Here is a 24,158-nt window from a genome sequence, read left to right as displayed (position 1 = left end):
ATGACCAGTGCTGCCGACTCTTCTGCCTTCAAGCCCGTTGCCATCGATCCGCCCGTGAGCGTGGCCCTCGTGGCCGCCATGCTCATTCTGACCTGCGGGCATGTACTGTCCAACATGCTGCGCACCACGCCTGCGGTCGCGATCGATTTGATGTCGACCGATCTCGGCGTTACGCCGCAGACGCTGGCCGCGCTGACTTCGGCCTATCATTTTTTCTTCGCGCTCCTGCAGATACCGGTCGGCGTCGCGCTGGATCGCTACAGCATCCGCACGGTGTCGCTCGTGCTGTTCGCCGGTACGGTCTGCGGCGCGGCGATTGCCGCGCTATCGACAGGACCTCTGTCGTTCTTCGTGTCGCAGGCAACGATCGGCATGGCGACGTCGGGCATGCTGATGTGCCCGATGACGCTCGCGGCCAAGCGGCTGACACCAGCGCAGTTCGGTCTGTGGTCCGGCATCATTCTGTCATTCGGCAATGCGGGGCTGCTGTTGTCGGCCAGTCCGCTTGCTTACGTCGTCGAGCACTGGGGCTGGCGCGCCGGTTTCTGGATTGCGGCGGCCGCGGCTATTGTCGTGGCCATGCTGATCGCGGTCATGGTGCCGGCATCGCGTCCCGAAGGCCGGCCGCGCGCGCTTCTGGGCGAGATGGTTTCGGTTTTGCAACTCGGTGTATCACGTGCTGTGCGCGGTATCGTGATCCTCGCTTTCGTGTCACTTGCGGTTCAACTCGTGTTGCGTGGCCTTTGGGCAGGTCCCTGGCTGATGAATATCAAGGGACTGTCGCGGATAGAGGCCGGCAATGTACTGGCTCTGTTTACGGTTGCGCTAGTGATCGGACCGGCGCTGTCGGGTTTGCTCGATCGCAAGCTCGGTCATCGCCGCGTGCTGCTGTTTGCGGTCCATCTGTGCGCCGCCGCGCTGCTGCTCGTGATGGCGCTCGGTGCACCGGGCTATCCGTTGGCCACGCTTTTCGGCCTGCCAGTGATGCCTGTGGCAGTCGATACCGGCCTGCTTGTGGTCATCGGCCTTCTCGTGGCGATGCAGCCGCTCGTCTATGCGATGATCCGCCAGGTCGTCGCTGCCGAGAATATTGGCAAAGCGCTCTCTGCAGCAAACCTGTCATTCTTCCTCGGCACCGCCGTGATGCAATCGGCTACCAGTCCGATCGCCGCCGCCTGGGGATTGCCCGCAGTTTTAATCTCAATGGCGGTATTCCTGACCGTATGCACCCTCGTCTTCTTCGCGTTGACGCGTCCCGCAGCGCAGCGCGGGGCTGCATAACAGGTTCATGACGATTGCGACGGCAAGTTGCTGGAATTGCCGCGAGTCCTGTGGTCTGATGCGCAGAGTGACGCGATCAAGACGTCGCGCGCGGTCTCGCATTGCGGGGCGCCTCACACAGGGAGGACGTGACTTGCCGTTTTTCGTCAGGGGAACCGATACGTCAGGGACTGTTTCACTCCGCCGCGACAACGCGGCCGGAGCTGTCAAGAAGGCCAGGGAGCTGCTCGACGACGGCAGCTGGGATGTTGAAATCACCGGCCCGGATGGACTTCCGCATCCGATTGCCGAATTCGAGGCGATGTATTCCGCCGGTGCGACGACGGCGGTGCATGCGACATAGCTGACAGGCAAGGGATGCAGTGACGGCGACCGATCTTGTTCTGCATCACTATCCGCGTTCGCCGTTTGCCGAGAAGGTGCGCGTCGCCTTCGGATTGAAGGGGCTGTCTTGGCGATCGGTGATCCAGCCGCGGATCGCGCCGAAGCCACAGCTCGTGGCGCTCACCGGAGGCTATCGCCGCGTTCCGGTGCTGCAGATCGGCGCAGACGTCTATTGCGATACGCGCCGCATTCTCGCGGAGCTTGAGCGGCGTTTTCTCGAGACGACGCTTTATCCGACGGGCACGCGCGGTCAGGCCGATATCATCGCGGCCTGGGCCGATCGCGCGCTCTTTGCCAATGCTCTTGGACTGGTCTTCGGCCTGAACGGCGATCGTTTTCCGCGGGAGCTGCATACTGATCGCGCGAGTTTCACGTCAGGCAAGTTCGATGGTTGGGACAGCGTGAAGATGCGTGAGCAGATTCCTGCGCTGCGCAACCAGTTTCGCATTCATCTTGCCTGGCTCAGCGATTGGCTTGCGCTTGGCGACGCATTCCTGCTCGGCAACGCGCCGTTACTTGCCGACATCGCCGTCTACCACCCGCTCTGGTACGCGCGCGGCAATCTCGGTGAGAGCGAAGGTCTTGCCGAGCATCCGCGCGTTCTCGCGTGGATGGACCGGGTTGCTGCGCTGGGGCACGGAATGGTTGAGGAGCTGTCGCCCGAGCAGGCGCTGGACATAGCGCGGCTCTGTCAGCCTATGGCGACATCTGCTTCTCCTCATAACGATATTGCAGATGATCAAGGTCTGCCGTTTAAGGAAGGCGTAATGGTATCGGTCATGCCGACCGATTGGGGTTTCGATCCCGTCATCGGTGCGTTTGTTTCTGCGGGTCATGACAGCATCGCTTTGCGGCGTGAGGATCCCGATGTCGGCGCGACGGTTGTACATTTCCCGCGTGCAGGCTTTGCGATTGCGCGACTGTGAAAGCCCCGTCACGGATGCATGGCCCTCATTCGCGATTTCCATGCGCCGCAATTTGACGCAGCTGCGCAAACGCGGCTAAGTCCGAAAAACGCTGCCCGACTGCGATATGCAGACTCCCAATCTGCAACGCGGTGTTCGACACTCCAGCGCCCAGTAACAGAACAAGAAAGCGCGCCGCTTCAGCGACGTTGCGCATCGGAGGATATGACATGACCATGACCCGCCGCACGTTTGGACTTGGTGCCTCTGCCGTTCTGGCGGGGCCGATCGCCGCGCCTTTCATTCGTAGCGCAGGCGCCGCCGAGCCGGCGATCCGCATCGGCATGGTCAATTCGATGAGCGGCGGTCTTGCGGCTTACGCGCAGGAAGGCCAGCCGGCTTTCGAATACATCATCAAGAAGATCAATGCCGAAGGCGGCATCAAGAGCAAGGGCGGCGCCAGAATCGAGCTGGTGCTGGCGGACGACACCAGCCAGCCGGCGCGGACCGCTGCCGAAGCGCGGCGCCTGATCACCGAGGAAAAGGTGCAGCTTCTGACTGGCACCATTCTCAGCGCACAAATGTTGGCGCTGACGCCGGTGGTCGACGAAGCCAAGATTCCGACGCTGTCGGTCTGGGCTGGTGGGTCGCAGTCGAACTATATGTTCACGCTGGGTTATCCCTATGATCGCGGCTATGCGCAGACCATGCATGACTTCGTCATCTCATTGCGCGATGATTTCAAGTTTCCGATCAAGACTGCCGTCATGGCCTATTCGAATTACGAGGCCGGCCAGCAGTCGAACAAATTCCTGGTCGAGAAGCTGAAGGCCAGCGGCATCCAGATCATCGGCGAAGCCGCGCTCGATATTCGTGCGCAGGACCAGACGGCGGCCATGGTTCGTATCCGCTCGCTCAAGCCGGATGTCGTTGTCGGCCTCGTGACGCCGCGCGATGGCATTCTGCTGCATCAGGCGCGTTACAATCTGAACTATCACGGCAGCATCTTCTGCGGTGGCACCGGCGGCTACTCGGATCTGTCGCTCTGGAAGGATCTCGGCCCCGAGATCGGCAAGGCCGTGCTGACGAAGAACCTGTTCGGTATGACCGGCTTCAGCGCCGGCGCCAAGATCGAGTCGATGCAGAAGATCGTCACGGAATTGCGCGATGTCGCCAAGCTCGAAAAAATCGGCCAGGGCGCGGTGCAATACGCCCAGGCGGCGCGCGTGCTGCAGCAGGTGCTTGAGAATGCCAAGTCGCTGCAGAGCGATGCGTTGCTCGAGGCGCTGAAGAACGTCAACATTCCGGCAGGCGATCCGAACCTCTACATCGCCAAGCCGAAGGGCCTGCAATTCGCAGAAGACCGTTTGCTCAAGGACGGTTCTGCGATGTTCATCCAGTGGACTCCCGAGCAGGATCAGCAAGTCGTATTCCCGAAGGAATTTGCCCAGGTGCCGCCGCGGCCGAAGTCCTGATCGGCGCTGTAGTAAGACTGAGCGCAACCTAGAGAGTGGACGGCTGTGGCATTTCTGGAAGTCTCCAACATCACCAGGCGGTTTGGCGGTCTGATCGCGCTCAACGCGGTGAGCTTCGACGTCGAGAAAGGCGAAATTCTTGGCATCATTGGCCCGAACGGTGCCGGCAAGACCACTTTGTTCGGTGTGATCTCCGGCTTCATTCCGCCGAGCGCGGGCGACGTTGTTTATGACGGTGAAAGCATTATCGGGGTGTCGCCGGATCGGCTGGTGCGCCGCGGATTGATGCGCTCCTTCCAGATCGTCCAGTCCTTTGCCGACATGACGGCGCTCGACGTCGTCACGACCGCGGCATTGACACGCCGGCCGATGCGCGAGGCGATCGACTATGCAGCGCAAGCACTGCTGCGCGTCGGTCTCGGCGGCAAGGAACACAAGACACCGGCGACACTGTCGCTGCAGGACAAGAAGCTGCTGGAACTGGCGAAGTGCATCGCTACTGATCCGCGCTGCATTCTGCTCGACGAAGTGATGGCCGGCCTGACCATGGCCGAGACCGCCGCGCCGATCGCGATCATCGAGGAGCTCAACAAGCAGGGCGTCACCATCGTGATGGTTGAGCATGTGATGCCGGTCATCATGCGGCTGGCGCAGCGTATGGTGGTGATCAATTTCGGCGAGAAGATCGCGCAGGGCACGCCCGACGAGATCCTTCGGGATCAGCGCGTCGTCGATGCCTATTTCGGAGATCATCTCGATGCTTGAGATCGATAACCTGGTTGCAGGCTATGGTAGCGTGCCGGTGCTGCGCGACATCAATGCCAAGATAGCTGCGGGTGAGATCGTTGGCCTGCTCGGCGCCAACAACGCCGGCAAGACCACGCTGATCAATGCGCTGTCCGGAATGGTCAAGCCGATATCCGGCCGTATCTTGTTTCTGGGTGAGGACATCAGCAAATTAACGCCGCAGGCGCGTGTCGAGCTCGGCATCGTGCAGGTGCCGGAAGGCCGTCTGGTGTTTCCGGAAATGAGCATCCGCGAAAATCTTCTGCTTGGCGGCATCAATGCGCATGCGCGCAAGCATCGTCCGCAACAGATGGAAAAAGTCATCGGTTTGTTTCCGCGGCTTGGCGAGCGGCTGACCCAGAGTGCCGGTTCACTATCAGGCGGCGAGCAGCAGATGCTGGCCATCGGTCGCGGGCTGATGGCGGAAGCCAAGCTGCTGATGCTCGATGAGCCCTCGCTCGGTCTGTCGCCGCTATTCGTGCAGTATATTTTCGAGATCATCGACAAGTTGCATGCCGACGGGCTGACCATCCTGCTGGTGGAGCAGAATCTGAATTTGACGTTGCGCCACGCCAAGCGCTGCTACGTGCTGGAGCGCGGGCAGGTGGCGGTCGAGGGTGATGCGGAGACCGTGAAGAACGATCCGCGCACGCGCAGCGCCTATCTTGGTCTGTGATCGGAGAGTGATGTGACCGAACTTTATCAAGCTCTCGCCCAAGGCCTTCTGATCGGCGCCACTTATGGCTTGCTGGCGCTGGGCATGGGGCTAGTCTACGGCGTGTCGGGCGTCGTCAATTTCTCGCATGGCGATTTCATCTCGCTCGGCATGTTCATGTGCCTCGCCCTGTATTCCGCATTCGCCATGGACCCTTATGTGTCCATCATCATCACGGTGCCGCTGATGACCGCGATCGGCGCACTGGTCTACATCTTCCTGATACGGCCAATGGTCGGGCATCAGTTCCTGATGGTGGTGCAGCTTACGCTCGGTCTGAGCCTGGTGCTGCAGAACGGCATCCTGATGGTGTTCGGCGGCGAGCCGGCACGCACGCCGTCCTTCGTCGAATCCAAGCTGATCATTCTCGGTGACGTGGTGCTGCGGGTGCCGCATATCGTGGCTTTCGTCGTCTCCTTCGCGCTGGCGATCGGCCTTTACATCATGCTGCGCTCGACCGATTTCGGCCGCTCGATCCGCGCCGTGCACCAGAATGCCCATGCCGCGGCGCTAATGGGCATCAATGTCGGCCGCGTCCAGGTGCTCACTTTCGCGCTCGGCATCGGCATTCTCGCGCTGGCCGCCGCGCTGCTGCTGCCGGGCACTCCGATCCAGCCGACCCAGGGCCTGCGCTACACCGTGATCACGCTGCTAGTCGTGGTGCTCGGCGGCATGACCAATTTCGTCGGCATCATGCTCGGGGGTCTGATCATCGGCATCGCCGAAGCCTTCGGCACGATCTATCTCGACGGCCCGATCGGCCTGCTGCTGCCATACATCATCTTCGTGGCGATCATGCTGTTTCTCCCGAAGGGCCTGACCTGGAGCTCGGCACGATGAGAGACGAATTCTACAAGACGCTCGCATCGCCGATCTGGTGGGGCGCGCTGGTCATCGCCGCCATCATGCCGTTCGTGCTGTCGAGCTATTACGTCCACATCCTCACGCTGGCGCTGGTCTATGTGGCACTAGCCTCGTCGTGGAACATCGTCGGCGGCATGGCCGGGCAGATCTCGCTGGCGCACAGCCTGTTCATCGGCATCGGATCGATGTTCTCGGCCGCGCTCCTGCTCAAGCTCGGCATCAATATGTGGCTGGGTCTCGTGATTTCGGCGGTGATCTCCGGAATCCTGGGCGCCGTGATTGCCTGGATCGATTTCCGCTTTCAGCTCGGCCATCTCTCTTTCGTGCTAATCACGCTGGCTTTCGCGGAAATGGGCAGCATCGTCGTCGAAGGCTGGGACTTCCTCGGCGGCGCGTCCGGGCTGCTGCTGCCGAAGGACACGGGTAATTTCCTGGCGTTCCAGTTTGGCGGCGGTCACGGTGCGTTCTGGATGATGCTGGGGCTGGCCGCGATTTGCGTGCTGGTCAATGTCGCGATCCTCAATTCGCCGCTTGGCTATTATCTGCGCACCATCCGCGACAATGAGAAGGCGGCGCAGGCGATTGGCGTCAACATCCTGCGCTACAAGATCACCGCCATGGTGATCTCGGCGATGCTCGCCTCCGTCGTCGGTACTGCCTATGTGCGCTACCTCACTTTTGCCGATCCCTATCTCCTGATCTCGCCTGTGATCACCATCGAGATTGTGCTGTTCGCAACGGTCGGCGGGCTTGGCCGTGCCTACGGTCCGGCGCTCGGTGCCCTGTTGCTGGTGCCGCTCGGTGAAATCCTGCGTGGCAAGCTCGGCAGCACGCTGCCCGGCCTGCATTATTTCATCTACGGCATCGTGGTGATCTCGGTGATCCTGGTCACGCCGCGTGGGCTGTTGCCGCTGTTTGAGCGGCTCTGGGCGCGCTGGCGCGGCCCGGCGGTTGCCGGCAAGCCCTAAGCGGTTTGGGAATTTCCGGCGCTGGAACTTCGGTCATCCGTTGGCTGATGCCATTTCCAACGATAGTCTCTCGCCACGGCGGAGCATTGGCTGTGCCGGTTGGGAGCTGAAATCATGCGCTTCGACGCTATCATCATCGGCGCTGGGCAGGCCGGACCTTCACTCGCGGGTCGGCTCACATCCGCAGGCATGTCGGTCGCGATTATCGAGCGCCATCTGTTCGGCGGCACCTGCGTCAATACCGGCTGCAAGCCGACCAAGACACTGGTCGCCAGCGCCTATGCTGCGCATCTCGCACGCCGCGGTGCTGACTATGGCGTCATGCTCGACGCGCCCGTGCGGATCGATATGGCTCGCGTGAAGGCGCGGGCAGACAAGGTAATCCATGACTCGCGCAACGGCGTCGAAAGCTGGTTGCGTGGTATGGACAAATGCACGGTCATCAATGGGCACGCGCGCTTCGAATCTGCGGATACGATCCGCGTCGGCGATGAGTTGCTGACGGCGCCAAAGGTCTTCCTGAATGTCGGTGGGCGGGCTGTCGTGCCGGACATGCCGGGGATCAACGACGTCACCTATCTGACCAATACGGGAATCCTGCAGCTGGATCGCGTGCCGAAACATCTGGTGGTCATCGGCGGCAGTTATATTGGGCTCGAATTTGCGCAGATGTATCGCCGCTTCGGCGCCGAAGTGACGGTGGTTGAGAAAGGCGCGCATCTGGTCTCGCGCGAGGATGTGGAGATTTCAGAGGCGATCCGCGATATCCTGCTCGCCGAGGGCATCCATATCCGAACCAATGCCGAATGCATCACCTTCAAGCCACATCCCGATGGCGTGACTGTCGGTGTCGACTGCACCGAAGGCGCGCCGGAGATCATCGGCAGTGATGTTTTGCTCGCAGTCGGGCGACGGCCGAATACCGACGATCTCGGTCTCGACAAGGCTGGCGTCGCTGTGGACGCGCGGGGCTATATCAAGGTCGATGACGGTCTCGCTACCAATGTGCCGGGCATTTTTGCGATGGGCGATTGCAACGGCCGCGGCGCCTTCACGCATACGGCTTACAACGACTTCGAGATCATTGCCGCGAACCTGCTCGATAGCGCAAGCCGCCGCGTCAGCGATCGGCTTCCCGGCTATGCGCTGTTCATCGACCCGCCGCTTGGCCGCGTCGGCATGACGCTGACTCAGGCAAAGGCCACCGGCAGAAAATTGCTGATCGGCAACCGGCCGATGATCCATGTGGGCCGTGCCGTCGAGAAGGGTGAGACCGCGGGCATGATGCAGGTTGTGGTCGATGCTGAAACGAAGAAGATTTTGGGAGCCGCCATCCTCGGTACCGGAGGCGACGAGGCAATCCATGGCATCCTCGACATCATGAATGCCGGCGCCGATTACACCCAGTTGCAATGGGCAGTGCCGATCCATCCGACGGTGTCGGAACTGATCCCGACGCTGCTCAACGAGATGAAGTGATCGCCGCTCAGGCGGTCTGGAACTTGAGCACGGCCATCAGCGTCAACAAGGTGGTTGCGCAGGATGCGGACACAATCGCCATATTGATAAGGCTGCGGACTGCAACGGCCGCGACTGCAGAAATCGGATGAACAGCGTCCGATGCACTGGCTTTCTTGCGCGGAGCCGGTTTCTTCTTTTGTGCCATGCCGATCCCCAAAGAGAGGGGTCAGACCGTTGACCGGCCTGACCCTGACGCCTTCCCTGCCGAGGTGTGTCCCTCGATCATGACGCGACCATCGCATGAATGGCCGGTGAACTGCTTAACGCGCGTGGTGAATCGAATCTGACCGGATTCGATGGTTTATGAATTTCCTCGTTCTAGATTGTCCGTCCGCCATCGACCGGCAGGATCACGCCGGTGAGGAATTCGGATTCCTCGCCGGCCAGATACACGCAGGCATTGGCGATATCCGAGGGGCGCGACATGCGGCCGAGCGGGATCGTCCCGATGAATTTAGCGCGGTTCTCTGGCGTATCCGGCACGCCCATGAAGGATTCCAGTAGCGCGGTTTCGCCGATCACCGGCGCGATGCAATTGACGCGGATGCCATCGGGCGCCAGTTCCACGGCCATCGATTTCGACATCAGGTTCACCGCGCCTTTGGTGGCGTTGTACCAGGTCAGGCCCGGGCGCGGCCGGACGCCGGCTGTCGAGCCGATATTGATGATGCGACCGCTCTTCTGCTTCTTCATCACCGGCACGCAGGCATTGGTCATCAGGAAGATCGATTTCACATTGATGTCGAACGCCTTGTCGAATTCTTCTTCGGTCACTTCGAGCAAGGGCTTGTTGCGAAAGGTCCAGCCGGCATTGTTGACGACGACGTCGAGCTTGCCGAATTTTTCGACCGCGAGCTTCACCGAGGCATCAACATCGGCCTTGCTGGTGACGCTGCCGCCAAGGGCGATTGCGCTGTCGCCGATCTCGGCCGCAACCTTTTTCGCGCCATCGGCATTCAGATCGAGGATGACGACCTTGGCGCCTTCGCGTGCGTAAGACCGCGCGATCTCGGCACCGAAACCCGATGCGCCGCCGGTGACGATAGTGGATAGGCCTTGAAGTCGCATGTTGTTTTCTCCCGGATTTTGCGCCTTGTCTGGCGCTTGACGATCAAGGTTAGAGCCGATGGTGGCGGCTGTGAAGGCGCCACGGCGAATGGCTGCTAAAGGAAGCGTGGCCTTTACAGAAAACGTCTTGCGTTGACTTCTTCGAGATCGAGGCCTTCCTCGATCGCATGCAGCACACTGTCGTGGATTTCGCCCTCACGGTGCATCTTCAGAAGCTCTGCACGGCCGGCTTCGATGGCGGCCAGCACGGTCGTGTAATGGTCGATGCGGTGCGGCGATAGTGCCTCAGCCTCTTCGGCATAGCGCGCCGCGGCGCCCTTGCGATAGGTATATTGCTCGAACAGGCGCGGATGGCGATGTGTGCCGTCATCATTGCGTGACGCCTTCTCGATAGCTGAAAATTGCGCGGCCGCAACGCGCGCGCGCGCCTGCGCTTCGCTGAGTTTGGAATGATGCGGTGCGCGGACATTGTCGGTTTTGATGAGACGGCGCACGATCGGTGCCAGCGTCGAACCCTGGACAAGGACGGTTACCAGGATGACTGCGAAGGTGATCGCCAGGATGACGTCGCGGCCCGGAAATTCCTCCGGCAATGATAATGCGGCAGCGAGGCTCACCACGCCGCGCAAACCGGCCCAGCTCATGATGAACGGTACCGTCCATGGCGGAGCGGGGTCGCGGGCACGCAGCTTCGGCATCAGCATGCGCGGCAGATAGGTGCCGGGAAACATCCAGGCGAAGCGGGCGAGGATCACTGCTGCGATGACAGCAGCCGTCACCGGCAACAGCGCCACCACCGCGTCATAGCCGCCGAGGCGATACAGCACGCCGCGCAGCGACAGCCCGATCAGGATAAACACCAGAGATTCCAGCACGAATACGACGACGCTCCACGCTGCGGTGGCCCGGGTGCGCGTCGCAGCGCCGAAGAATTCGTGCTGCTTCCATCCGAGGATCATGCCGCAGGCGACGGTGGACAGCACGCCGGAGACGTGGAGCTTTTCCGCGGCGATATAGGAGATCCAGGCGACCAGGAAGGTCCATGCAATCGCAAGGTCGATTTCCTTGATGCGCTTGATCACCAGGATGGCGGCGAAGGCGAATGCGATGCCAACAAGCAGGCCGCCGATCGCGACCGAGAAGAAACTCACGGTGGCCGCAGTGGCGCTGAACGAGCCGGTCAGCGCTGCCGCGATGGCGAAGCGCAGCAGCACCAGGCCCGATGCGTCGTTGACGAGGCTTTCGCCCTCCAGCAGCACGATGATGCGCGGCGGAAGCGGCACGCTCTGCAGCACGGCCTTGGCCGCCACCGAATCCGGCGGCGAGACGATGGCGCCGAGCGCAAAACAGGCAGCCCAGGGCAGCGACGGCATCACCAGATGCGCAACCACGCCGACCACGAGGGTGGTGAAGAAGACAGCGCCGACGGCGAGCTGCAGGATGATGCGAAGATCGGCGCGGAAATCCCGCCAGGAGGTGAACCAGGCGCTCGACATCAGCAGCGGCGGCAGAAACAGCACGAGCACCAGCTCGGGGTCGATTTCGACATCCGGGGTGCCCGGGATCAGTGCGAAGCCGATGCCGCCGAGGATCAGGGCAGCCGCGCGCGGGAGCTGAAAACGCCGCGCGATCATGTCGAGCAAAACGATGACAGCCATCAGCAGCAGGATAATTTCGAAGCGGGAAACGGCGGTCATGAGGGCCTGTCGAGATGCGAGAAAAACGGTCGGACGTCGATTCGGGCCAATGCCGTGATCTGATGTCTGTCATCTATCTTGCAAATGTCGCACGGGCTGTACAGCGGGCCAGTGATTTTGCAGCAGGCCAGCACGAAAAAGGGCGACCCGACGGGCCGCCCTTCGATGCCTTAATTATGCGCTTCAGACTACTCTGCGCTGCTGACCAGTCGCAGCGACACCCTATGCTCCATCATGCTGCGATAGGTGGCCACATAATCGAGAGCCATGCGCCGGGCGGTGAAGCGGGTTTCGAACTGCTTGCGGATCGCTGTACGGTCCATGCCGGCGAGACGACCCACCGCGGCAACTGCACTGGTCTCGTCCTCGACGATGAAGCCGGTGAGGGCCTCGTCGATGATCTCCGGCACCGAGCCGCGGTTATAGGCAATGACCGGCGTGCCGCAGGCCATCGATTCGATCATCACCAGGCCAAACGGCTCCGGCCAGTCGATCGGCAGCAACAGACCATAGGCGCCGCTGAGGAATTCCGGCTTCTCCCGGTCGCTGATCTCGCCGATATATTCGACCAGCGGATGATCCATCAGTGGGCGAACGACCTGTTCGTAATAGTCCTCATCCGCGCGGTCGATCTTGGCCGCGATTTTCAGCGGGATGCCGGCGCGGATGGCGATCTTGATCGCGCGGTCGACGCCCTTCTCGGGCGCAATACGCCCGAGCACGGCGAGGTAGCTCGGCGTGATCGGTTGCGGCGTCAGCAATTTCTCGGGAAGGCCGTGATAGATCGTGCGTACGAAATTCGCCTGCGGTACCGGGCGCCGCTGCGCATTCGAAATCGAAATCACGGGAATCTTGGAAAAGGTCGTGAAGGTCGGCTGATGCTCCGGCAGATCCAGACGGCCGTGCAGCGTCGTGAGAAATGGCGTGGGTTGGCGGGAGAATAGCGAGAACGGATAGTAATCGAGATGGAAATGCAGAACGTCGAATTCGTCGTCGTCACATTTCTGTCTTACGCGCTCGAGCATTTCCATATGGAGGGCGTTGGGATCGCGGACAGAGCCATCGAGCCGCAGCGCCTTCGGCCATCCGGCGTCAAGCTTGCCTGACGTTTGAGAGTCGCCGCTGGCGAACAGCGTAACATCATGCCCCTGCGCCACCAGCTCTTCGGTCAACCAGTGGACGACGCGTTCCGTGCCTCCATAGAGCTTCGGCGGAACGGCTTCTGTCAGCGGAGCAACTTGCGCGATGCGCATTTTACATATCTCCCATGTTGGAAGTGATGAACAACTTCAGCGACGACGTGTCGGTACCGGTATGCTGAAGCTGGAACGTTCTCGCATCTGCGAGGTTCCTATGTGATCTGCGTAGTTCGTCCACACTGTGGTCTTGCTGATGCCATCACGTTCAACCACGGTTTCCGGAGTGTTAATGCTGCCCGAATGTTGCGCCGAGATGGCGAGAGCGTGGGTAATTCGGGATGGCATCATCTCCATCAGCGGGCGGGGACGCTGTCCGTCGAGATTCTTGTTCTTATTCAACGGGTTTTGACAATCACATGGACAGTCTTTCCGGATATGCGTATCGCCCTTTCGCTTTCGTGATGCGCTATATCAGGATGCGTTCTGCATCGCATCTGATCATCCTGATATCCGTGCTTGCAGCCGTCGCCTGTTCGGTGGGCACGCAGTACGGAATTAAATTTTTAGTCGATGGCCTCTCATCGGGACCTTCGGGACCCGGTAATACCGTCTGGATCGCATTTGGCGTTCTGATCTCGCTGATCACGGCAGACATGTTCCTGTGGCGCGTGGCCAGCTGGACCGCGAGCTACACATTCGTTGGTGTCACCGGTGATCTCAGGCGCGATATCTTTCGCCATCTGACCGGACACGCACCGAGCTACTTCTCGGATCGGCTGCCCGGCATGCTGACCAGCCGTATCACGGCAACATCCAACGCGGTCTTCACGGTCGAAAACATGTTTGTCTGGAACGTGTTGCCGCCCTGCGTCGCGACATTCGCGGCGATCCTGCTGATTGGAACCGTCAGCCTGCCGATGGCGGCGGGACTGACAGTGGTGGCGGGCGCGGTCGTCGTGATGATGTTCAAGATGGCCGCGGCCGGCAAGAAACTGCATGACGACTTCGCCAGCAAGGCGGCCGCCGTCGATGGCGAAATGGTCGATGTCATCAACAATATGCCGCTGGTCCGCGCATTCTGCGGATTGAGCTTCGAACATGACCGCTTCGATGAAACGGTCGATCGCGAGCTGAACGCCCGTGGTCGCAGCCTGCGCTATCTTGAGCGTCTGCGTCTGACGCATGCGGCCATCACGGTCGCGCTCACGATCGGGCTGCTCGCCTGGGCGATCATGCTCTGGCAAGGCGGCGGTGCCAGCACCGGCGATGTCGTTCTGATCTGTACGCTCGGTCTCTCGATTCTGCATGCGACGCGAGATCTTGCGGTGGCGCTCGTGGATGTCACGCAACATGTTGCGCGCTTGTCCGAGGCGCTGTCCACATTGCTGGTGCCGCATGAGCTTAGCGACCATCCCGAGGCCGAGCCGCTGGTGAAGTCAGGTGCGGCGATCGCCTTCAACAATATCTCGTTCCGCTACCCCGGCGGTCTGCAGGTGTTCGACAAGTTCACATTGCGGCTCAATGCCGGCCAGCGCGTTGGCCTTGTCGGCCAGTCCGGAGGAGGAAAGTCGAGCCTGTTCGTGCTGTTGCAGCGCTTCTACGACGTCCAGGATGGCAGCATCACCATCGATGGCCAGGATATTTCACGCGTAACCCAGCACAGCCTGCGTCACGCGATCTCCGTGGTACCGCAGGACATCTCATTGTTCCATCGCTCCATCATGGAGAACATCCGGTATGGACGTCCCGAGGCGACGGATGACGAGGTATTGCGTGCGGCCATTTCGGCGCGTTGCGACTTCGTCGAGACGCTGCCGGAAGGTCTTCACACCATGGTCGGGGACCGCGGCGTCAAACTGTCCGGCGGGCAGCGTCAACGCATCGCCATTGCACGCGCCTTCCTGAAGGACGCGCCCATTCTGCTGCTGGATGAGGCGACGGCTGCCCTCGACAGTGAATCGGAAGAGGCGATCCGTGAGGCGCTGGCGCGTCTGATGCGTGGTCGCACGGTAATCGCGATCGCGCATCGCCTCGCGACGTTGCGCAATTTCGATCGCGTGGTCATGCTGCAGAGCGGCAAGATCATTGAGGATGGCAAACCTGATCATCTGATGCAGGGCGAGGGGCCATATCGGGAACTCGTCACACAGGAAATGAGCCGTCTCGCGCAGCACGCAGCCTGACGACTCAGTTATCCTCTCCAGGCGCTGCGTTTATCTTCGTGCCTGTCTTCACCTTACAACCGGCCGAGGTCATCCATGCCCATCGAAGCCGCCGCGACCAAGTTGAACGCTATCGCCGATCAAAAGGCGGTCGAGTCGCCGTTCTACATTCCGATGACGGGTCCTGCGTCGCGCCCGCGACGTGCACTCAAGCACGACGATACGTTCGTGGTGCTCGACAGCCATGGTGACATCGGCGCGTCCGCGGGCGGCCCGGATGGCCTGTTCAATGCCGACACGCGCTATCTCGCGCGGCTCGAGCTGGCGCTGAACGACGTTCAGCCGCTGTTGCTCGGCTCGAATCTGCGCGATGACAACTCGTCGCTGACCGTCGATCTGACCAATCCGGATATCTATCGCAACGGCCGCCTCGTGCTGCAGAAAGATATGCTGCACATCGTGCGCACGTTCTTCCTGTGGCGCGGTGCGGCCTATCAGCGGATCGGCCTGCAAAATCACGGCGAACACCGCGCCAGTTTCGATCTGACGCTGTCATTCGACAATGACTTTGCCGATCTGTTCGAGGTGCGCGGCGAAAAGCGCAAGCATCGCGGCATCGCCACCAGCCGCCTGGTCGGGCCCAGTGACGTTGCGCTGGAATATACCGGCCTCGACGGTAAGCCGCTCAGCACGATGGTGCATTTCGATCCGCGCCCGACGCGGCTGGCAGCCAACACCGCGACCTACCACTTCGAGCTGAAGCCGCAGCAAACGACGTCACTGTTCGTTGCTGTCAGTTGCAATGCCGAGGTCGGCCACAAGCCTGTGCCGTTCTTCCGCGGGTTGCTCGCGCATCGCCGCGAGATGCGCAATTTCAGCAAGGGGGCGGCGACGGTCGAGACCTCGAACGATATTTTCAACGAGGTACTCTGCCAGGCGATGGCCGATCTCAGCATCCTGATGACGAATACGCCGCAGGGGCGATATCCCTATGCCGGTATTCCCTGGTATTCGACGACATTCGGTCGCGATGGCCTGATCACGGCGTTGCAATTGTTGTGGATCGATCCGCGCGTGGCGCGCGGCGTGCTGAAACGGCTTGCGGCATTTCAGGCGAAGTCGGTCGATCCGCTTGCGGATGCCGAGCCCGGCAAGATTCTGCACGAAATGCGCGGCGGCGAGATGGCTGCGCTCCGCGAAGTCCCGTTCGCGCAATATTACGGCAGCGTCGACTCCACGCCGCTCTTTGTGATGCTCGCTGGGATGTATGTCGAGCGCACCGGCGATGATGAAACCCTGCGCGAGCTGTGGCCGGCCGTTGAGGCGGCCCTCGGATGGATCGATGGTCCGGGCGATCCCGACAGGGATGGCTTTGTCGAATATCAGCGCGCGACCGAACAAGGATTGCAGAACCAGGGCTGGAAAGATTCGTATGACGCCATCTTCCATGCCGATGGAAAGCTCGCTGAGGGCAATATCGCACTGGCGGAGGTGCAAGGCTATGTCTTCGCCGCCAAGCATCTGGCGTCGCGTCTCGCATTGCGCATAGGCCTGCCCGACAAGGCCCGGCAGCTTGAGGCCGAAGCGGAGCAACTTGCTGCGCGGTTCGAGGAAGCATTCTGGTGCGAGGAACTCGGCACCTATGCGCTTGCGCTCGACGGCAAGAAGATGCCTTGCGCGGTTCGTGCCTCCAATGCGGGACAGTTGCTGTTTACAGGCATCGTCCGTGAAGACCGTGCGCGCATGGTCGCCGCCGACCTGATGCGTCCGCATTTCTTCACCGGCTGGGGCATTCGCACCATCGCGCGCGGCGAGGCGCGCTACAATCCCATGTCCTATCATGACGGCTCGATCTGGCCGCACGACAATGCGCTGATCACACTCGGTCTGGCGCGCTATGGCCTGAAGCATTCGGTCGAGGCCGTCTTCAAGGGCTTGTTCGACACCGCGGCCTATATGGACCTGCGACGATTGCCCGAATTGTTCTGCGGCTTCCAGCGCGAAAAACGCCGCGGCCCGACCTTGTATCCGGTGGCCTGCGCGCCGCAGGCCTGGGCCAGCGCTACGCCGTATACTCTGCTCGAGGCAGCACTGGGAATCGAATTCGATGTCGCGCGCGGGGAAATTCGTTTCCGCAATCCGCGGCTGCCCGCTTTCCTGCAATACGTCATTTTGCGTGATCTTCGGCTCGGCGAATCCAGCGTCGATCTCTGCCTGCGCAAACACGAGAACGATGTGTCGCTGGAAGTGCTGCGAACCCGCGGTCAGATCCAGGTATCGATCGTATTGACGCATTGACGCGTCGCCTGGCGCTGGGGTCGTACCCATCAGCGAAACGCGTGTGAGGGAGTTTCCATGCCTGCAATTCGCATCGTTGCCGGATTGGCTGTAGCGTTGGCGTTGAACGCCGTGGCCGTGTGCCAGGCGGCGGATGCGCCTGTGCCTCCGCCCGCGTCGTCAGAGAAATCCACCCCTGAAGCGCAGCCGTCCGTGCCGCCGCCAGCACCGGATGCGGCTGCGGTGCAGCCGGCAGCGCCACCGGTCGCGTCCACGCCTCATGCGTCTGTCGCCAAACCGCCATCGGTTACGGTGATCGACGCTTTCGATGCCAAAGGCATTCTCGGCCGCGATGTGCGCAGCCCCGCAAGCGAGAATATGGGACGTATCGCCGACGTGATCGTCGATCGCGCGGGGCAGGTGCGCGGCGCGGTCATCGACTTCGGCGGATTCCTCGGGGTCGGCTCGCGCAAGATCGTGGTCGATTGGGGTGCGCTGCATTTCTGGAACGTGGCCGACAAGACCGCCAGCATCACGCTCGATCTCACACGCGAGCAGGTGCGTGCTGCGCCGGAATACAAGGACGACCAGCCGATCGTCGTGCTCGGCGCGTCCGGCACGCTGACGCCGCTGAGGTTTCCGCCTCTCACCATGCAGGAGCGCTAATTGGCGGTTCACGCGACCACACGTGCAGCCGATCTCTCCCGCCGCGACGATGTCGCGGCGGTGCCCGAGGTTGCCTGTGCGCCGGGGATTGCGCCGGAGTCCGAGTTGGGCCCGCAGGAGCCGCAGCGGAGTCCTGAGCCATCGAAGCAGAGCCTGCGCGGGCTCGACTGGTTCATCTTCTTTCTCGCCGATGTGCAAACCGGATTCGGTCCGTTCGTTGCGGTCTATCTCACCACACAGAAATGGACCCAGGTCGAGATCGGCTTCGTGCTGTCGATCGGGGGCATCGTCGCGCTGCTCGGCCAAATTCCGGGCGGCGCGATCATCGATGCGGCGCGCTCGACGCGGCTGGTCGCCGGCGCCGCAGTCGCGACCATCGGCGGCTGTGCGCTAGCCTACGCGGCGCTGCCGGTGTTTCCCGTCATTGTCGCGGCAGCGACGTTGCATGCGATGGCGAGTTGTGTGCTCGGTCCTGCGATCGCCGCTATCAGCCTGGGGCTGGTCGGGCCGCTGCGGATCGGCGAACGGCTGGGGCGCAATGCGCGCTTCGCCTCGCTTGGCAATGGCGTCGCCGCCGCCGTCATGGGCACCTGCGGTTATCTACTGTCCAGCCGGTCGGTGTTCATCGTCACCTTCCTGCTGGCGCTGCCGGTGCTCTACGCGCTGTCGCGGATTCGACCTCAGGAGATCAATTCCGCACAGGCCCATGGTGCCAGCACCAAAGAGGCCGAGAGCAATAAGCCGATCCGTTTTCGCGATCTGGTGCGCCAGAAACCGCTGTTGATTTTCGCCTGCGCTGTACTGCTGCTGCAGCTTGCCAATGCCGCGATGCTGCCTTTGATGGCGGGCGTCGTCACGACGCGCTCGGCCGATTGGGCGCCGGCGCTGATTGCCTTCTGCATCGTGGTACCGCAGGCCATTGTCGCGGCGACCTCGCCGACGGTTGGCCGAAAAGCGCAGCAATGGGGCCGTCGGCCGCTGCTGCTGATCGCCTTCGCCGCGCTCGTGATCCGCGGATTGCTATTCGCCGTGGTCACCGACCCGTTTGCGCTGGTCGCCGTGCAGATCTTCGACGGCGTCACTGCTGCCGTGTTCAGCGTGATGATCCCACTGATCGTCGCCGACATCGCCTTTGGCAGCGGTCGCTTCAGTCTCGCGCAAGGCATTGTCGGCACCGCCACTGGCATCGGCGCGTCACTCAGCACGGTGACGGCCGGCTTCGTCGCCGACAAGCTCGGCGCGCCGGTTGCCTTTGTCGGCCTGGCCTGCGTCGCCGGGCTTGGTCTGTTGCTGATCTGGCTGGTGATGCCGGAAACCCGCCGCGACCACGGCGAGGTTGAGAGCGGACCCTAGGGCGCGACGCTCTCGCCGAGGAAGTTGACCGCCGCCGTGACGCCGCCCTTGCCGTGCGGAATGCCGAGCGCCTGCAGTCCCATCTCGATCACGCCGAGCGTTCCGAGGATCATGGGCGCGTTGACATGGCCCATATGGGCGATGCGGAATGCTTTTTCGTGCAGGTCGCCGATGCCGACGCCGAGAATGACGCCGCATTTATCGCGGCAGTAATCGAGCAGCGGCGTCGGGTTGTCCATCCGCACCGTCGTGACCGTGTTGCCGCGTTCTTTCGGCTCGATGATATTGAAGCTCAGCACGCCGCCGTCGGCCCATACGGCGACGGCGCGGCGGACGGCTTCCGCCAGCAATCGGTGGCGCTGGAACACGTTGACCAGCGTCTCGTCGAACAGCATGTCGATGGCCTGGCGCTGTGCGAACATCAGGTGCACCGGCGCGGTGCCCGAATGTTTCCGATAGTGCTCGTCGCCGTCGCGCTCGGTCCAGTCCCAATAGGGCGTGCGTAGATTGGCAGTTTTGTGCACTTCGCGCGCACGATCATTCGCCGCGACGTAGCCGAGGCCGGGCGGTGTCATCAGGCCTTTCTGCGAGCCGGACATGGCGACATCGATCCCCCATGCATCCATTTCGAATGGCATGCAGCCGAGCGACGCGACGGTGTCGACCATGAACAATGCGGGATGACCGGCCGCCTTGATCGCCTTGCCGATGGCTTCAATGTCGTTGAACGCGCCTGACGCCGTGTCGATCTGCACTGCAAGCACAGCCTTGATCTCATGCTTGGTGTCTTGTCGCAACGTCGCTTCAACCTCGGCAGGACGAATGGCGCGATTCCAGTCGCCCTTCAGGCTCTGCACGTCGACGCCCATGGCGCGCGCCGCGTGGCCCCAGCCGACCGCGAAACGCCCGCTTTCCAGCACCAGGATCTTGTCGCCGCGCGACAGCACATTGGTGAGCGTCGCTTCCCAGGCACCATGCCCGTTGGCGATATACATATAGGTGTTGCCCTTGGTGGCGAACAACGTGCCGATATCGCGCAGCAGCCCGAATGTGAGCTGCACCATTTCCTTGGAGTAGATATCCAGCGGCGGACGATGCATCGCCCGCAATACTTCGTCTGGCATCGTGGTGGGGCCGGGGATGGCGAGAAATTCACGACCTGCACGAACGACCATTTTCAATCCTTGTTGGTATTTTTGGCCATGGTGCCATGGCGCAGCGCGAAATCAAAGCGCGTGTGAGGTGGTTTGAATTTCACCGCTTAGTGAGTCAGCGCATCACGCCCGATCACATTCGCGATGGCCTGGAAGATCTGGTCCTTGATCTCGGTCGCCGCCGGGCTCGGGATCGTCTCGGGAGGGCCGTCGTGTTTGGCGCAGGCCACCACGAGCCGCAGGATCCAGACTTCGCCATCGGTGTAGTACAGGTCACCGCCGCCATTGTGGCCGGCGACGGTTGGCCCGATTCCTGTGACCTGATATTTGGCCTCGACCATGCCGGCCTTTTCGAGGTCGCCTGCGAGTACCGCGCGCTCCGCGTCGATATCGGCAGCGATATGATGCGTGATCGCGCCGGTGTATTTGCTGATCCCGACGCTGCGATCGAAAGTCGCATCGCCGAGCCAGACCGGGCGATCTTCCTGTCCCTTGTCGAGGACCTTCCAGAGCCGGATGTGGTGGCGATGATCAGCGCTGTTGCCGACCGGCTTCTCGAAAGCGAGATCCTCGCGGCGGCCGAGGTAAACCAGCGGGCTCACCGGTGCTTCGCGATAGGGGCGGTCGAGCAAGACGCTGCCGACAATTTCGAGGGACGAGCGCAAGGTTACGGGATCGGCGGGATACCAGCCGGCAGCATGCATCGCGCACAGCACGTCCTTCTTGTCGCCGATCAGGCCGACATTGATCGGATCGCCGGGAATACCTTGTGCGGTCATCGTCGTCATCGGCAATCCGGCAAGGCTCTTCTGGTGCTCGTAATGGGTCCAGAGTTCGGGGAGCAACAGATAGGCGATGCCGCCATAGATGACCAAAGCGAGCAGCGTCAACCGCGCCGCCCGGAATGTCCGGCTGCGGCGTTGTTTTTGCGCAATGACATCCGTCTGCAGGTCAGCCACGGTTCCGCTCGATCGAATCTGAGCGGGGAACCTGCCACGTCAGCGCCACGATGTCATCGTCGGGTCTCGCGGCAGCCGGCGGCTTCGGCCTCTTCTTTAGAGCAAAACCAGCGTGTTCCCTTGCTGATCCGCATGCTGATCTTGGCATACCAGCGGCTTTCGGGCGTGTGGTAGATGCAGACGCCGGCCCGGTTGACGTTGCCCTTGATCCGGCAAGTTGGAGACGGCGCCACGTGGCCGGATGCCGAGGCCAGCAAGATCGGCAAGGCATCCTCCGGAGGCTTGATCGAGCCGAGAATGGTGGTTTTCTTGTTGCGTACGCGCCAGTCCCAGGGCGCAAAGAACGCGCCGGCCCAAAGTCCGGCCTTGGCCTCACGTGCGGCTTTCTCGTCGGCATCATAGGCATGCGAGAAGCGCACATAGGAGAGCGCCCAGCCGCTCTTCACCATCCATTGGCTGATGTCCTCGCCGTCCACCTCGCATTTGGCGACCGAGCGACCGAAGCGATCGGTCCGTAGCACGTGGCAGGTCCAGCTCTTGTCGCCGACATGTTCAACAAGCGCTTCATGCGCTGCGACACCGCAGGTCCAGCGCTCGCCGGCGGCATTCAGGCACAACTGATCGAGGCCGGGCGAGTCCATGCCGGCGAGCCGGATGCGGGTCGCGCCAATGGTCATCTGGTCGCCATCGCGAATCTTCGGCACCCCGGTCACGTCGGCGGCCTGTGCCAGTGCGGGAATGCAAAGCATCGCGACGAAAAGAGAGAAGGTGCGGAACATGCGCATCGAACCATTTGATTGCAAAATCATGACGACAATCCGGAGACAGTGCGGGCATTTCGCCGTGCATGCCAGCGCGGTCGCCCCTTCATACCTTCAACTTCGCGCGATGAACTATGCGGCGTGGCCGTTCATCATTCTCCGCCGCGCCAGTGCGAGACCCATCAGCACGAAGGCTGAGGTCACTTCGGGGCCGCCGACGAGAATCCGTGTCGGCGTTTTCATCTTGTTCCATTCATAGGCCTTGAACGGACCCTTGCGGCCACCTTCGCCTGTGGCGGTGATGATGCAGCGCAGCGCAGGTGCGAAATGCGCGAGCTCGCCGCCAAGATGTCCAAGCGCGATCAGTGCGAGTGCCGCATCGAAAGTATTCATCTCCCGCGCGATCAACTCGTCCTGCACATAAGCGAGAACACGCAGGCGAATGAAGTCGAACGTGCCGTCGGTATCGATGGCCTGTTGTGTCTCGGCCGGCAATTCACGGAAAGCCGCATAGCAGCGGCCGAAATAGGCGCTGTAGAGCTCCGGCAGATAGTAGATGTGCGATTTCGGATCGGCGAAGGCGCCGGATGCCACAAGGCGGCGCTGGAAGCCGATGATCCGCTGCATCGTTTCCAGACGTGTCGGTGTTTCCATCACCTTCCAGCGGACGAGATTCCGGAACGAGACTTCGAGCACGTCGAGATTGAGTGTCGGATCGAGATCGTTGCCATAGGGCCGCTCGCCCGCGAGATTGTCGATCCAGGTAACGACGGCGCCGTCATAGTCGATGTGGTTGTTGAGCGGTACGGTGACCATCGGTTCGTTGCTGCCGTTGCCGACCTGATAGCCGGCATAGAAGTCGAGCAAAGGCTGATCGAGGATCGGATCGGTCGAGCCGGCCTGTGTGGCGGCGGAGAACGAGCAGGCGGTGGTGTCACAGTCCGGCACATAGATGCCGAAACCGAGGTCCTGCTTGATCTGTGCGAACAGCCGGCTGAAGCGCGGATGCGGCGGCGGTGCCAGCGCCGTGATGACGTTCAAACTCGTTCCGTCATGCGAGCGGACTTCCTCGCGGCTGGTGACCAGGCAGAATTCAACCATCGCATCGATGGCGCGGCGCGAGGATGTCGTCTGGTCCGGCGACGGCAGTCCGGTTTCGCCGAAGCTGAGCAGCGCCTCGGTGAAGAAGGCGTCGTAATAGGCGGAGCGATGCCGGATCTGCACCGGCTCCCACATGGGTTCGGCAATTCCGGTCCATGGCGGATTGATGAGTTCTCCGGCCGGTGAGCGTGCGATGAAGATGCGCGCGAGGGTGAACAGCAGCGTCGAATTCTTGTAGCCGCGCGAATTGAGGCCTGTCAGGGCCATCAGGAAATCGCGGCCATGCATGTCGGGATCGCCGATCAGGTTGAACGCCGCGTAAGTAGGAATGAAGCCGTTGCGGTCGAACGAGCGCAACAGATGCGTGCCGCAGGCCTTGATGACATGGTCGATCTCGCCCAGTGACGGTGCCTGCGCTGACGCCGTCACGGGCTTCGGCTCTGGATGGCTCAATGTGACCGTGTCGAGCAGCTCGGCGATGGGCTGGCCGATGGCTTCCCAATCGGGCTTCTCGTCGTCGCGCGCCGCTCTCAGGGCCTGCTGTATGGCTTTGAACCGGGAGGGATCGCGCAACTCGGGCAGGCCGGCGCGGCAGAGCAACGGACGAAGCGCGGCATTGCCAAGCGCGGTTTTGTAGAACTTGACGATATGGGCGTCGCCGCCGGTGTGCTTGTGGAATAGGGGATCGCAGAGGTCGTAAAGCGACGGGCCGTCCTTGCTGGCTGTCAGCGCGCGGTATGCGGCGCCGGCAAAATAAGTCACACCCATGAGGTTTCTTTCAGTGCGGTCCCTGCGCACGCTTCGAAAACCGCCCGCCGCTGCTGCGGCGCAATCGCCTCCCGACACCTGCAAGCCTTTGAAAAATTGCACGAATCGGTCGAGATTACAATTGCGTGAAGCGCAAGCCCGTTCAAGACCTTAG

General features: G+C 61.7%; 21 protein-coding genes. 13 read left to right on the top strand and 8 right to left on the bottom strand.

Annotated features, from left to right (window positions below; translation table 11 throughout):
• The 9 genes from LPB73_RS24010 (at position 1) to LPB73_RS23970 (ending at position 8,857) form a co-directional block, all read left to right on the top strand.
• On the top strand, positions 1 to 1,281 hold the full coding sequence (locus LPB73_RS24010) for an MFS transporter (protein WP_231078439.1): 1,281 nt from the start codon (positions 1 to 3) through the stop codon (positions 1,279 to 1,281).
• 133 nt (positions 1,282 to 1,414) lie between these two features.
• Positions 1,415 to 1,624: a hypothetical protein gene (locus tag LPB73_RS24005; RefSeq protein ID WP_068737702.1), complete on the top strand. Its 210-nt coding sequence runs from the start codon at positions 1,415 to 1,417 to the stop codon at positions 1,622 to 1,624.
• Positions 1,625 to 1,643: 19 nt separating this feature from the next.
• A complete protein-coding gene (locus tag LPB73_RS24000; RefSeq protein WP_231078438.1) occupies positions 1,644 to 2,591 on the top strand; it encodes a glutathione S-transferase family protein in 948 nt (315 codons plus the stop codon).
• Positions 2,592 to 2,800: 209 nt separating this feature from the next.
• Entirely contained in the window at positions 2,801 to 4,045 is a 1,245-nt protein-coding gene (locus LPB73_RS23995; protein WP_231078437.1) for an ABC transporter substrate-binding protein, read from the top strand.
• Positions 4,046 to 4,090: 45 nt separating this feature from the next.
• On the top strand, positions 4,091 to 4,810 hold the full coding sequence (locus LPB73_RS23990; RefSeq protein ID WP_120287883.1) for an ABC transporter ATP-binding protein: 720 nt from the start codon (positions 4,091 to 4,093) through the stop codon (positions 4,808 to 4,810).
• Positions 4,803 to 5,507: an ABC transporter ATP-binding protein gene (locus tag LPB73_RS23985; RefSeq protein ID WP_231078436.1), complete on the top strand. Its 705-nt coding sequence runs from the start codon at positions 4,803 to 4,805 to the stop codon at positions 5,505 to 5,507. The genes LPB73_RS23990 and LPB73_RS23985 overlap by 8 nt, the downstream gene beginning before the upstream one ends.
• A gap of 12 nt (positions 5,508 to 5,519) precedes the next feature.
• The gene (locus tag LPB73_RS23980) at positions 5,520 to 6,386 is read left to right on the top strand and encodes a branched-chain amino acid ABC transporter permease (RefSeq protein WP_068737690.1); all 867 of its coding nucleotides are present in this window, start codon (positions 5,520 to 5,522) and stop codon (positions 6,384 to 6,386) included.
• Positions 6,383 to 7,378 carry a branched-chain amino acid ABC transporter permease gene (locus LPB73_RS23975; RefSeq protein WP_231078435.1) on the top strand — a complete coding sequence of 332 codons (996 nt, stop codon included), beginning with the start codon at positions 6,383 to 6,385 and terminating at the stop codon, positions 7,376 to 7,378. Before LPB73_RS23980 ends, LPB73_RS23975 begins: the two co-directional genes overlap by 4 nt.
• 114 nt (positions 7,379 to 7,492) lie before the next feature.
• Complete coding sequence (locus LPB73_RS23970) at positions 7,493 to 8,857, top strand: FAD-containing oxidoreductase (protein ID WP_231078434.1); 1,365 nt, start codon at positions 7,493 to 7,495, stop codon at positions 8,855 to 8,857.
• A 7-nt stretch (positions 8,858 to 8,864) separates the two neighbouring features.
• Here the strand turns inward: LPB73_RS23970 and LPB73_RS23965 are convergent, their stop codons facing one another.
• The 4 genes from LPB73_RS23965 to LPB73_RS23950 all read right to left on the bottom strand — a co-directional run bounded on the left by LPB73_RS23965 (position 8,865) and on the right by LPB73_RS23950 (position 12,917).
• The gene (locus LPB73_RS23965) at positions 8,865 to 9,044 is read right to left on the bottom strand and encodes a hypothetical protein (protein ID WP_231078433.1); all 180 of its coding nucleotides are present in this window, start codon (positions 9,042 to 9,044) and stop codon (positions 8,865 to 8,867) included.
• A 173-nt stretch (positions 9,045 to 9,217) separates the two neighbouring features.
• Positions 9,218 to 9,967: a glucose 1-dehydrogenase gene (locus LPB73_RS23960; protein ID WP_093758024.1), complete on the bottom strand. Its 750-nt coding sequence runs from the start codon at positions 9,965 to 9,967 to the stop codon at positions 9,218 to 9,220.
• 113 nt (positions 9,968 to 10,080) lie between these two features.
• Positions 10,081 to 11,664: a Na+/H+ antiporter gene (locus LPB73_RS23955; protein ID WP_231078432.1), complete on the bottom strand. Its 1,584-nt coding sequence runs from the start codon at positions 11,662 to 11,664 to the stop codon at positions 10,081 to 10,083.
• Between the two features lie 188 nt (positions 11,665 to 11,852).
• Entirely contained in the window at positions 11,853 to 12,917 is a 1,065-nt protein-coding gene (locus tag LPB73_RS23950; RefSeq protein ID WP_231078431.1) for a glycosyltransferase family 4 protein, read from the bottom strand.
• A gap of 302 nt (positions 12,918 to 13,219) precedes the next feature.
• On the opposite strand from LPB73_RS23950, the gene LPB73_RS23945 reads away from it, so the two are divergent.
• The 4 genes from LPB73_RS23945 (at position 13,220) to LPB73_RS23930 (ending at position 19,261) form a co-directional block, all read left to right on the top strand.
• A complete protein-coding gene (locus LPB73_RS23945; RefSeq protein WP_231078430.1) occupies positions 13,220 to 14,986 on the top strand; it encodes an ABC transporter ATP-binding protein in 1,767 nt (588 codons plus the stop codon).
• 75 nt (positions 14,987 to 15,061) lie between these two features.
• The gene (locus LPB73_RS23940) at positions 15,062 to 17,263 is read left to right on the top strand and encodes an amylo-alpha-1,6-glucosidase (RefSeq protein ID WP_175369566.1); all 2,202 of its coding nucleotides are present in this window, start codon (positions 15,062 to 15,064) and stop codon (positions 17,261 to 17,263) included.
• Positions 17,264 to 17,320: 57 nt separating this feature from the next.
• Positions 17,321 to 17,908: a PRC-barrel domain-containing protein gene (locus LPB73_RS23935; RefSeq protein WP_231078429.1), complete on the top strand. Its 588-nt coding sequence runs from the start codon at positions 17,321 to 17,323 to the stop codon at positions 17,906 to 17,908.
• An 87-nt stretch (positions 17,909 to 17,995) separates the two neighbouring features.
• Positions 17,996 to 19,261 (top strand): MFS transporter, encoded by a 1,266-nt coding sequence (locus LPB73_RS23930; protein ID WP_231081241.1) that lies wholly within the window; start codon positions 17,996 to 17,998, stop codon positions 19,259 to 19,261.
• Here the strand turns inward: LPB73_RS23930 and LPB73_RS23925 are convergent.
• The 4 genes from LPB73_RS23925 to LPB73_RS23910 all read right to left on the bottom strand — a co-directional run bounded on the left by LPB73_RS23925 (position 19,258) and on the right by LPB73_RS23910 (position 24,004).
• Positions 19,258 to 20,436 (bottom strand): pyridoxal-phosphate-dependent aminotransferase family protein, encoded by a 1,179-nt coding sequence (locus LPB73_RS23925; RefSeq protein WP_231078428.1) that lies wholly within the window; start codon positions 20,434 to 20,436, stop codon positions 19,258 to 19,260. The genes LPB73_RS23930 and LPB73_RS23925 overlap by 4 nt on opposite strands.
• An 86-nt stretch (positions 20,437 to 20,522) precedes the next feature.
• Positions 20,523 to 21,374 carry an LssY C-terminal domain-containing protein gene (locus tag LPB73_RS23920; protein WP_089266719.1) on the bottom strand — a complete coding sequence of 284 codons (852 nt, stop codon included), beginning with the start codon at positions 21,372 to 21,374 and terminating at the stop codon, positions 20,523 to 20,525.
• A 53-nt stretch (positions 21,375 to 21,427) separates the two neighbouring features.
• Complete coding sequence (locus tag LPB73_RS23915) at positions 21,428 to 22,153, bottom strand: thermonuclease family protein (protein WP_231081239.1); 726 nt, start codon at positions 22,151 to 22,153, stop codon at positions 21,428 to 21,430.
• A gap of 114 nt (positions 22,154 to 22,267) precedes the next feature.
• On the bottom strand, positions 22,268 to 24,004 hold the full coding sequence (locus LPB73_RS23910) for a hypothetical protein (RefSeq protein WP_231078427.1): 1,737 nt from the start codon (positions 24,002 to 24,004) through the stop codon (positions 22,268 to 22,270).
• Between the last annotated feature and the right edge of the window lie 154 nt (positions 24,005 to 24,158).

The sequence above is a fragment of the Tardiphaga sp. 37S4 genome (assembly GCF_021044645.1).
In the GTDB taxonomy this organism is placed as follows: Bacteria; Pseudomonadota; Alphaproteobacteria; order Rhizobiales; family Xanthobacteraceae; genus Tardiphaga; species Tardiphaga robiniae.
The sequence above is the reverse complement of the archived record's forward strand: the minus strand, read 5'-3'. Positions and strand labels throughout refer to the sequence as shown.

Coding starts and splice junctions, on each gene's coding strand:
- LPB73_RS24010 (WP_231078439.1), top strand. CDS start 1: ATGACCAGTGCTGCCGACTCTTCTGCCTTCAAGCCCGTTGCCATCGAT.
- LPB73_RS23995 (WP_231078437.1), top strand. CDS start 2,801: ATGACCATGACCCGCCGCACGTTTGGACTTGGTGCCTCTGCCGTTCTG.
- LPB73_RS23985 (WP_231078436.1), top strand. CDS start 4,803: ATGCTTGAGATCGATAACCTGGTTGCAGGCTATGGTAGCGTGCCGGTG.
- LPB73_RS23975 (WP_231078435.1), top strand. CDS start 6,383: ATGAGAGACGAATTCTACAAGACGCTCGCATCGCCGATCTGGTGGGGC.
- LPB73_RS23970 (WP_231078434.1), top strand. CDS start 7,493: ATGCGCTTCGACGCTATCATCATCGGCGCTGGGCAGGCCGGACCTTCA.
- LPB73_RS23965 (WP_231078433.1), bottom strand. CDS start 9,044: ATGGCACAAAAGAAGAAACCGGCTCCGCGCAAGAAAGCCAGTGCATCG.
- LPB73_RS23960 (WP_093758024.1), bottom strand. CDS start 9,967: ATGCGACTTCAAGGCCTATCCACTATCGTCACCGGCGGCGCATCGGGT.
- LPB73_RS23955 (WP_231078432.1), bottom strand. CDS start 11,664: ATGACCGCCGTTTCCCGCTTCGAAATTATCCTGCTGCTGATGGCTGTC.
- LPB73_RS23950 (WP_231078431.1), bottom strand. CDS start 12,917: ATGCGCATCGCGCAAGTTGCTCCGCTGACAGAAGCCGTTCCGCCGAAG.
- LPB73_RS23945 (WP_231078430.1), top strand. CDS start 13,220: ATGGACAGTCTTTCCGGATATGCGTATCGCCCTTTCGCTTTCGTGATG.
- LPB73_RS23940 (WP_175369566.1), top strand. CDS start 15,062: ATGCCCATCGAAGCCGCCGCGACCAAGTTGAACGCTATCGCCGATCAA.
- LPB73_RS23935 (WP_231078429.1), top strand. CDS start 17,321: ATGCCTGCAATTCGCATCGTTGCCGGATTGGCTGTAGCGTTGGCGTTG.
- LPB73_RS23925 (WP_231078428.1), bottom strand. CDS start 20,436: ATGGTCGTTCGTGCAGGTCGTGAATTTCTCGCCATCCCCGGCCCCACC.
- LPB73_RS23915 (WP_231081239.1), bottom strand. CDS start 22,153: ATGTTCCGCACCTTCTCTCTTTTCGTCGCGATGCTTTGCATTCCCGCA.
- LPB73_RS23910 (WP_231078427.1), bottom strand. CDS start 24,004: ATGGGTGTGACTTATTTTGCCGGCGCCGCATACCGCGCGCTGACAGCC.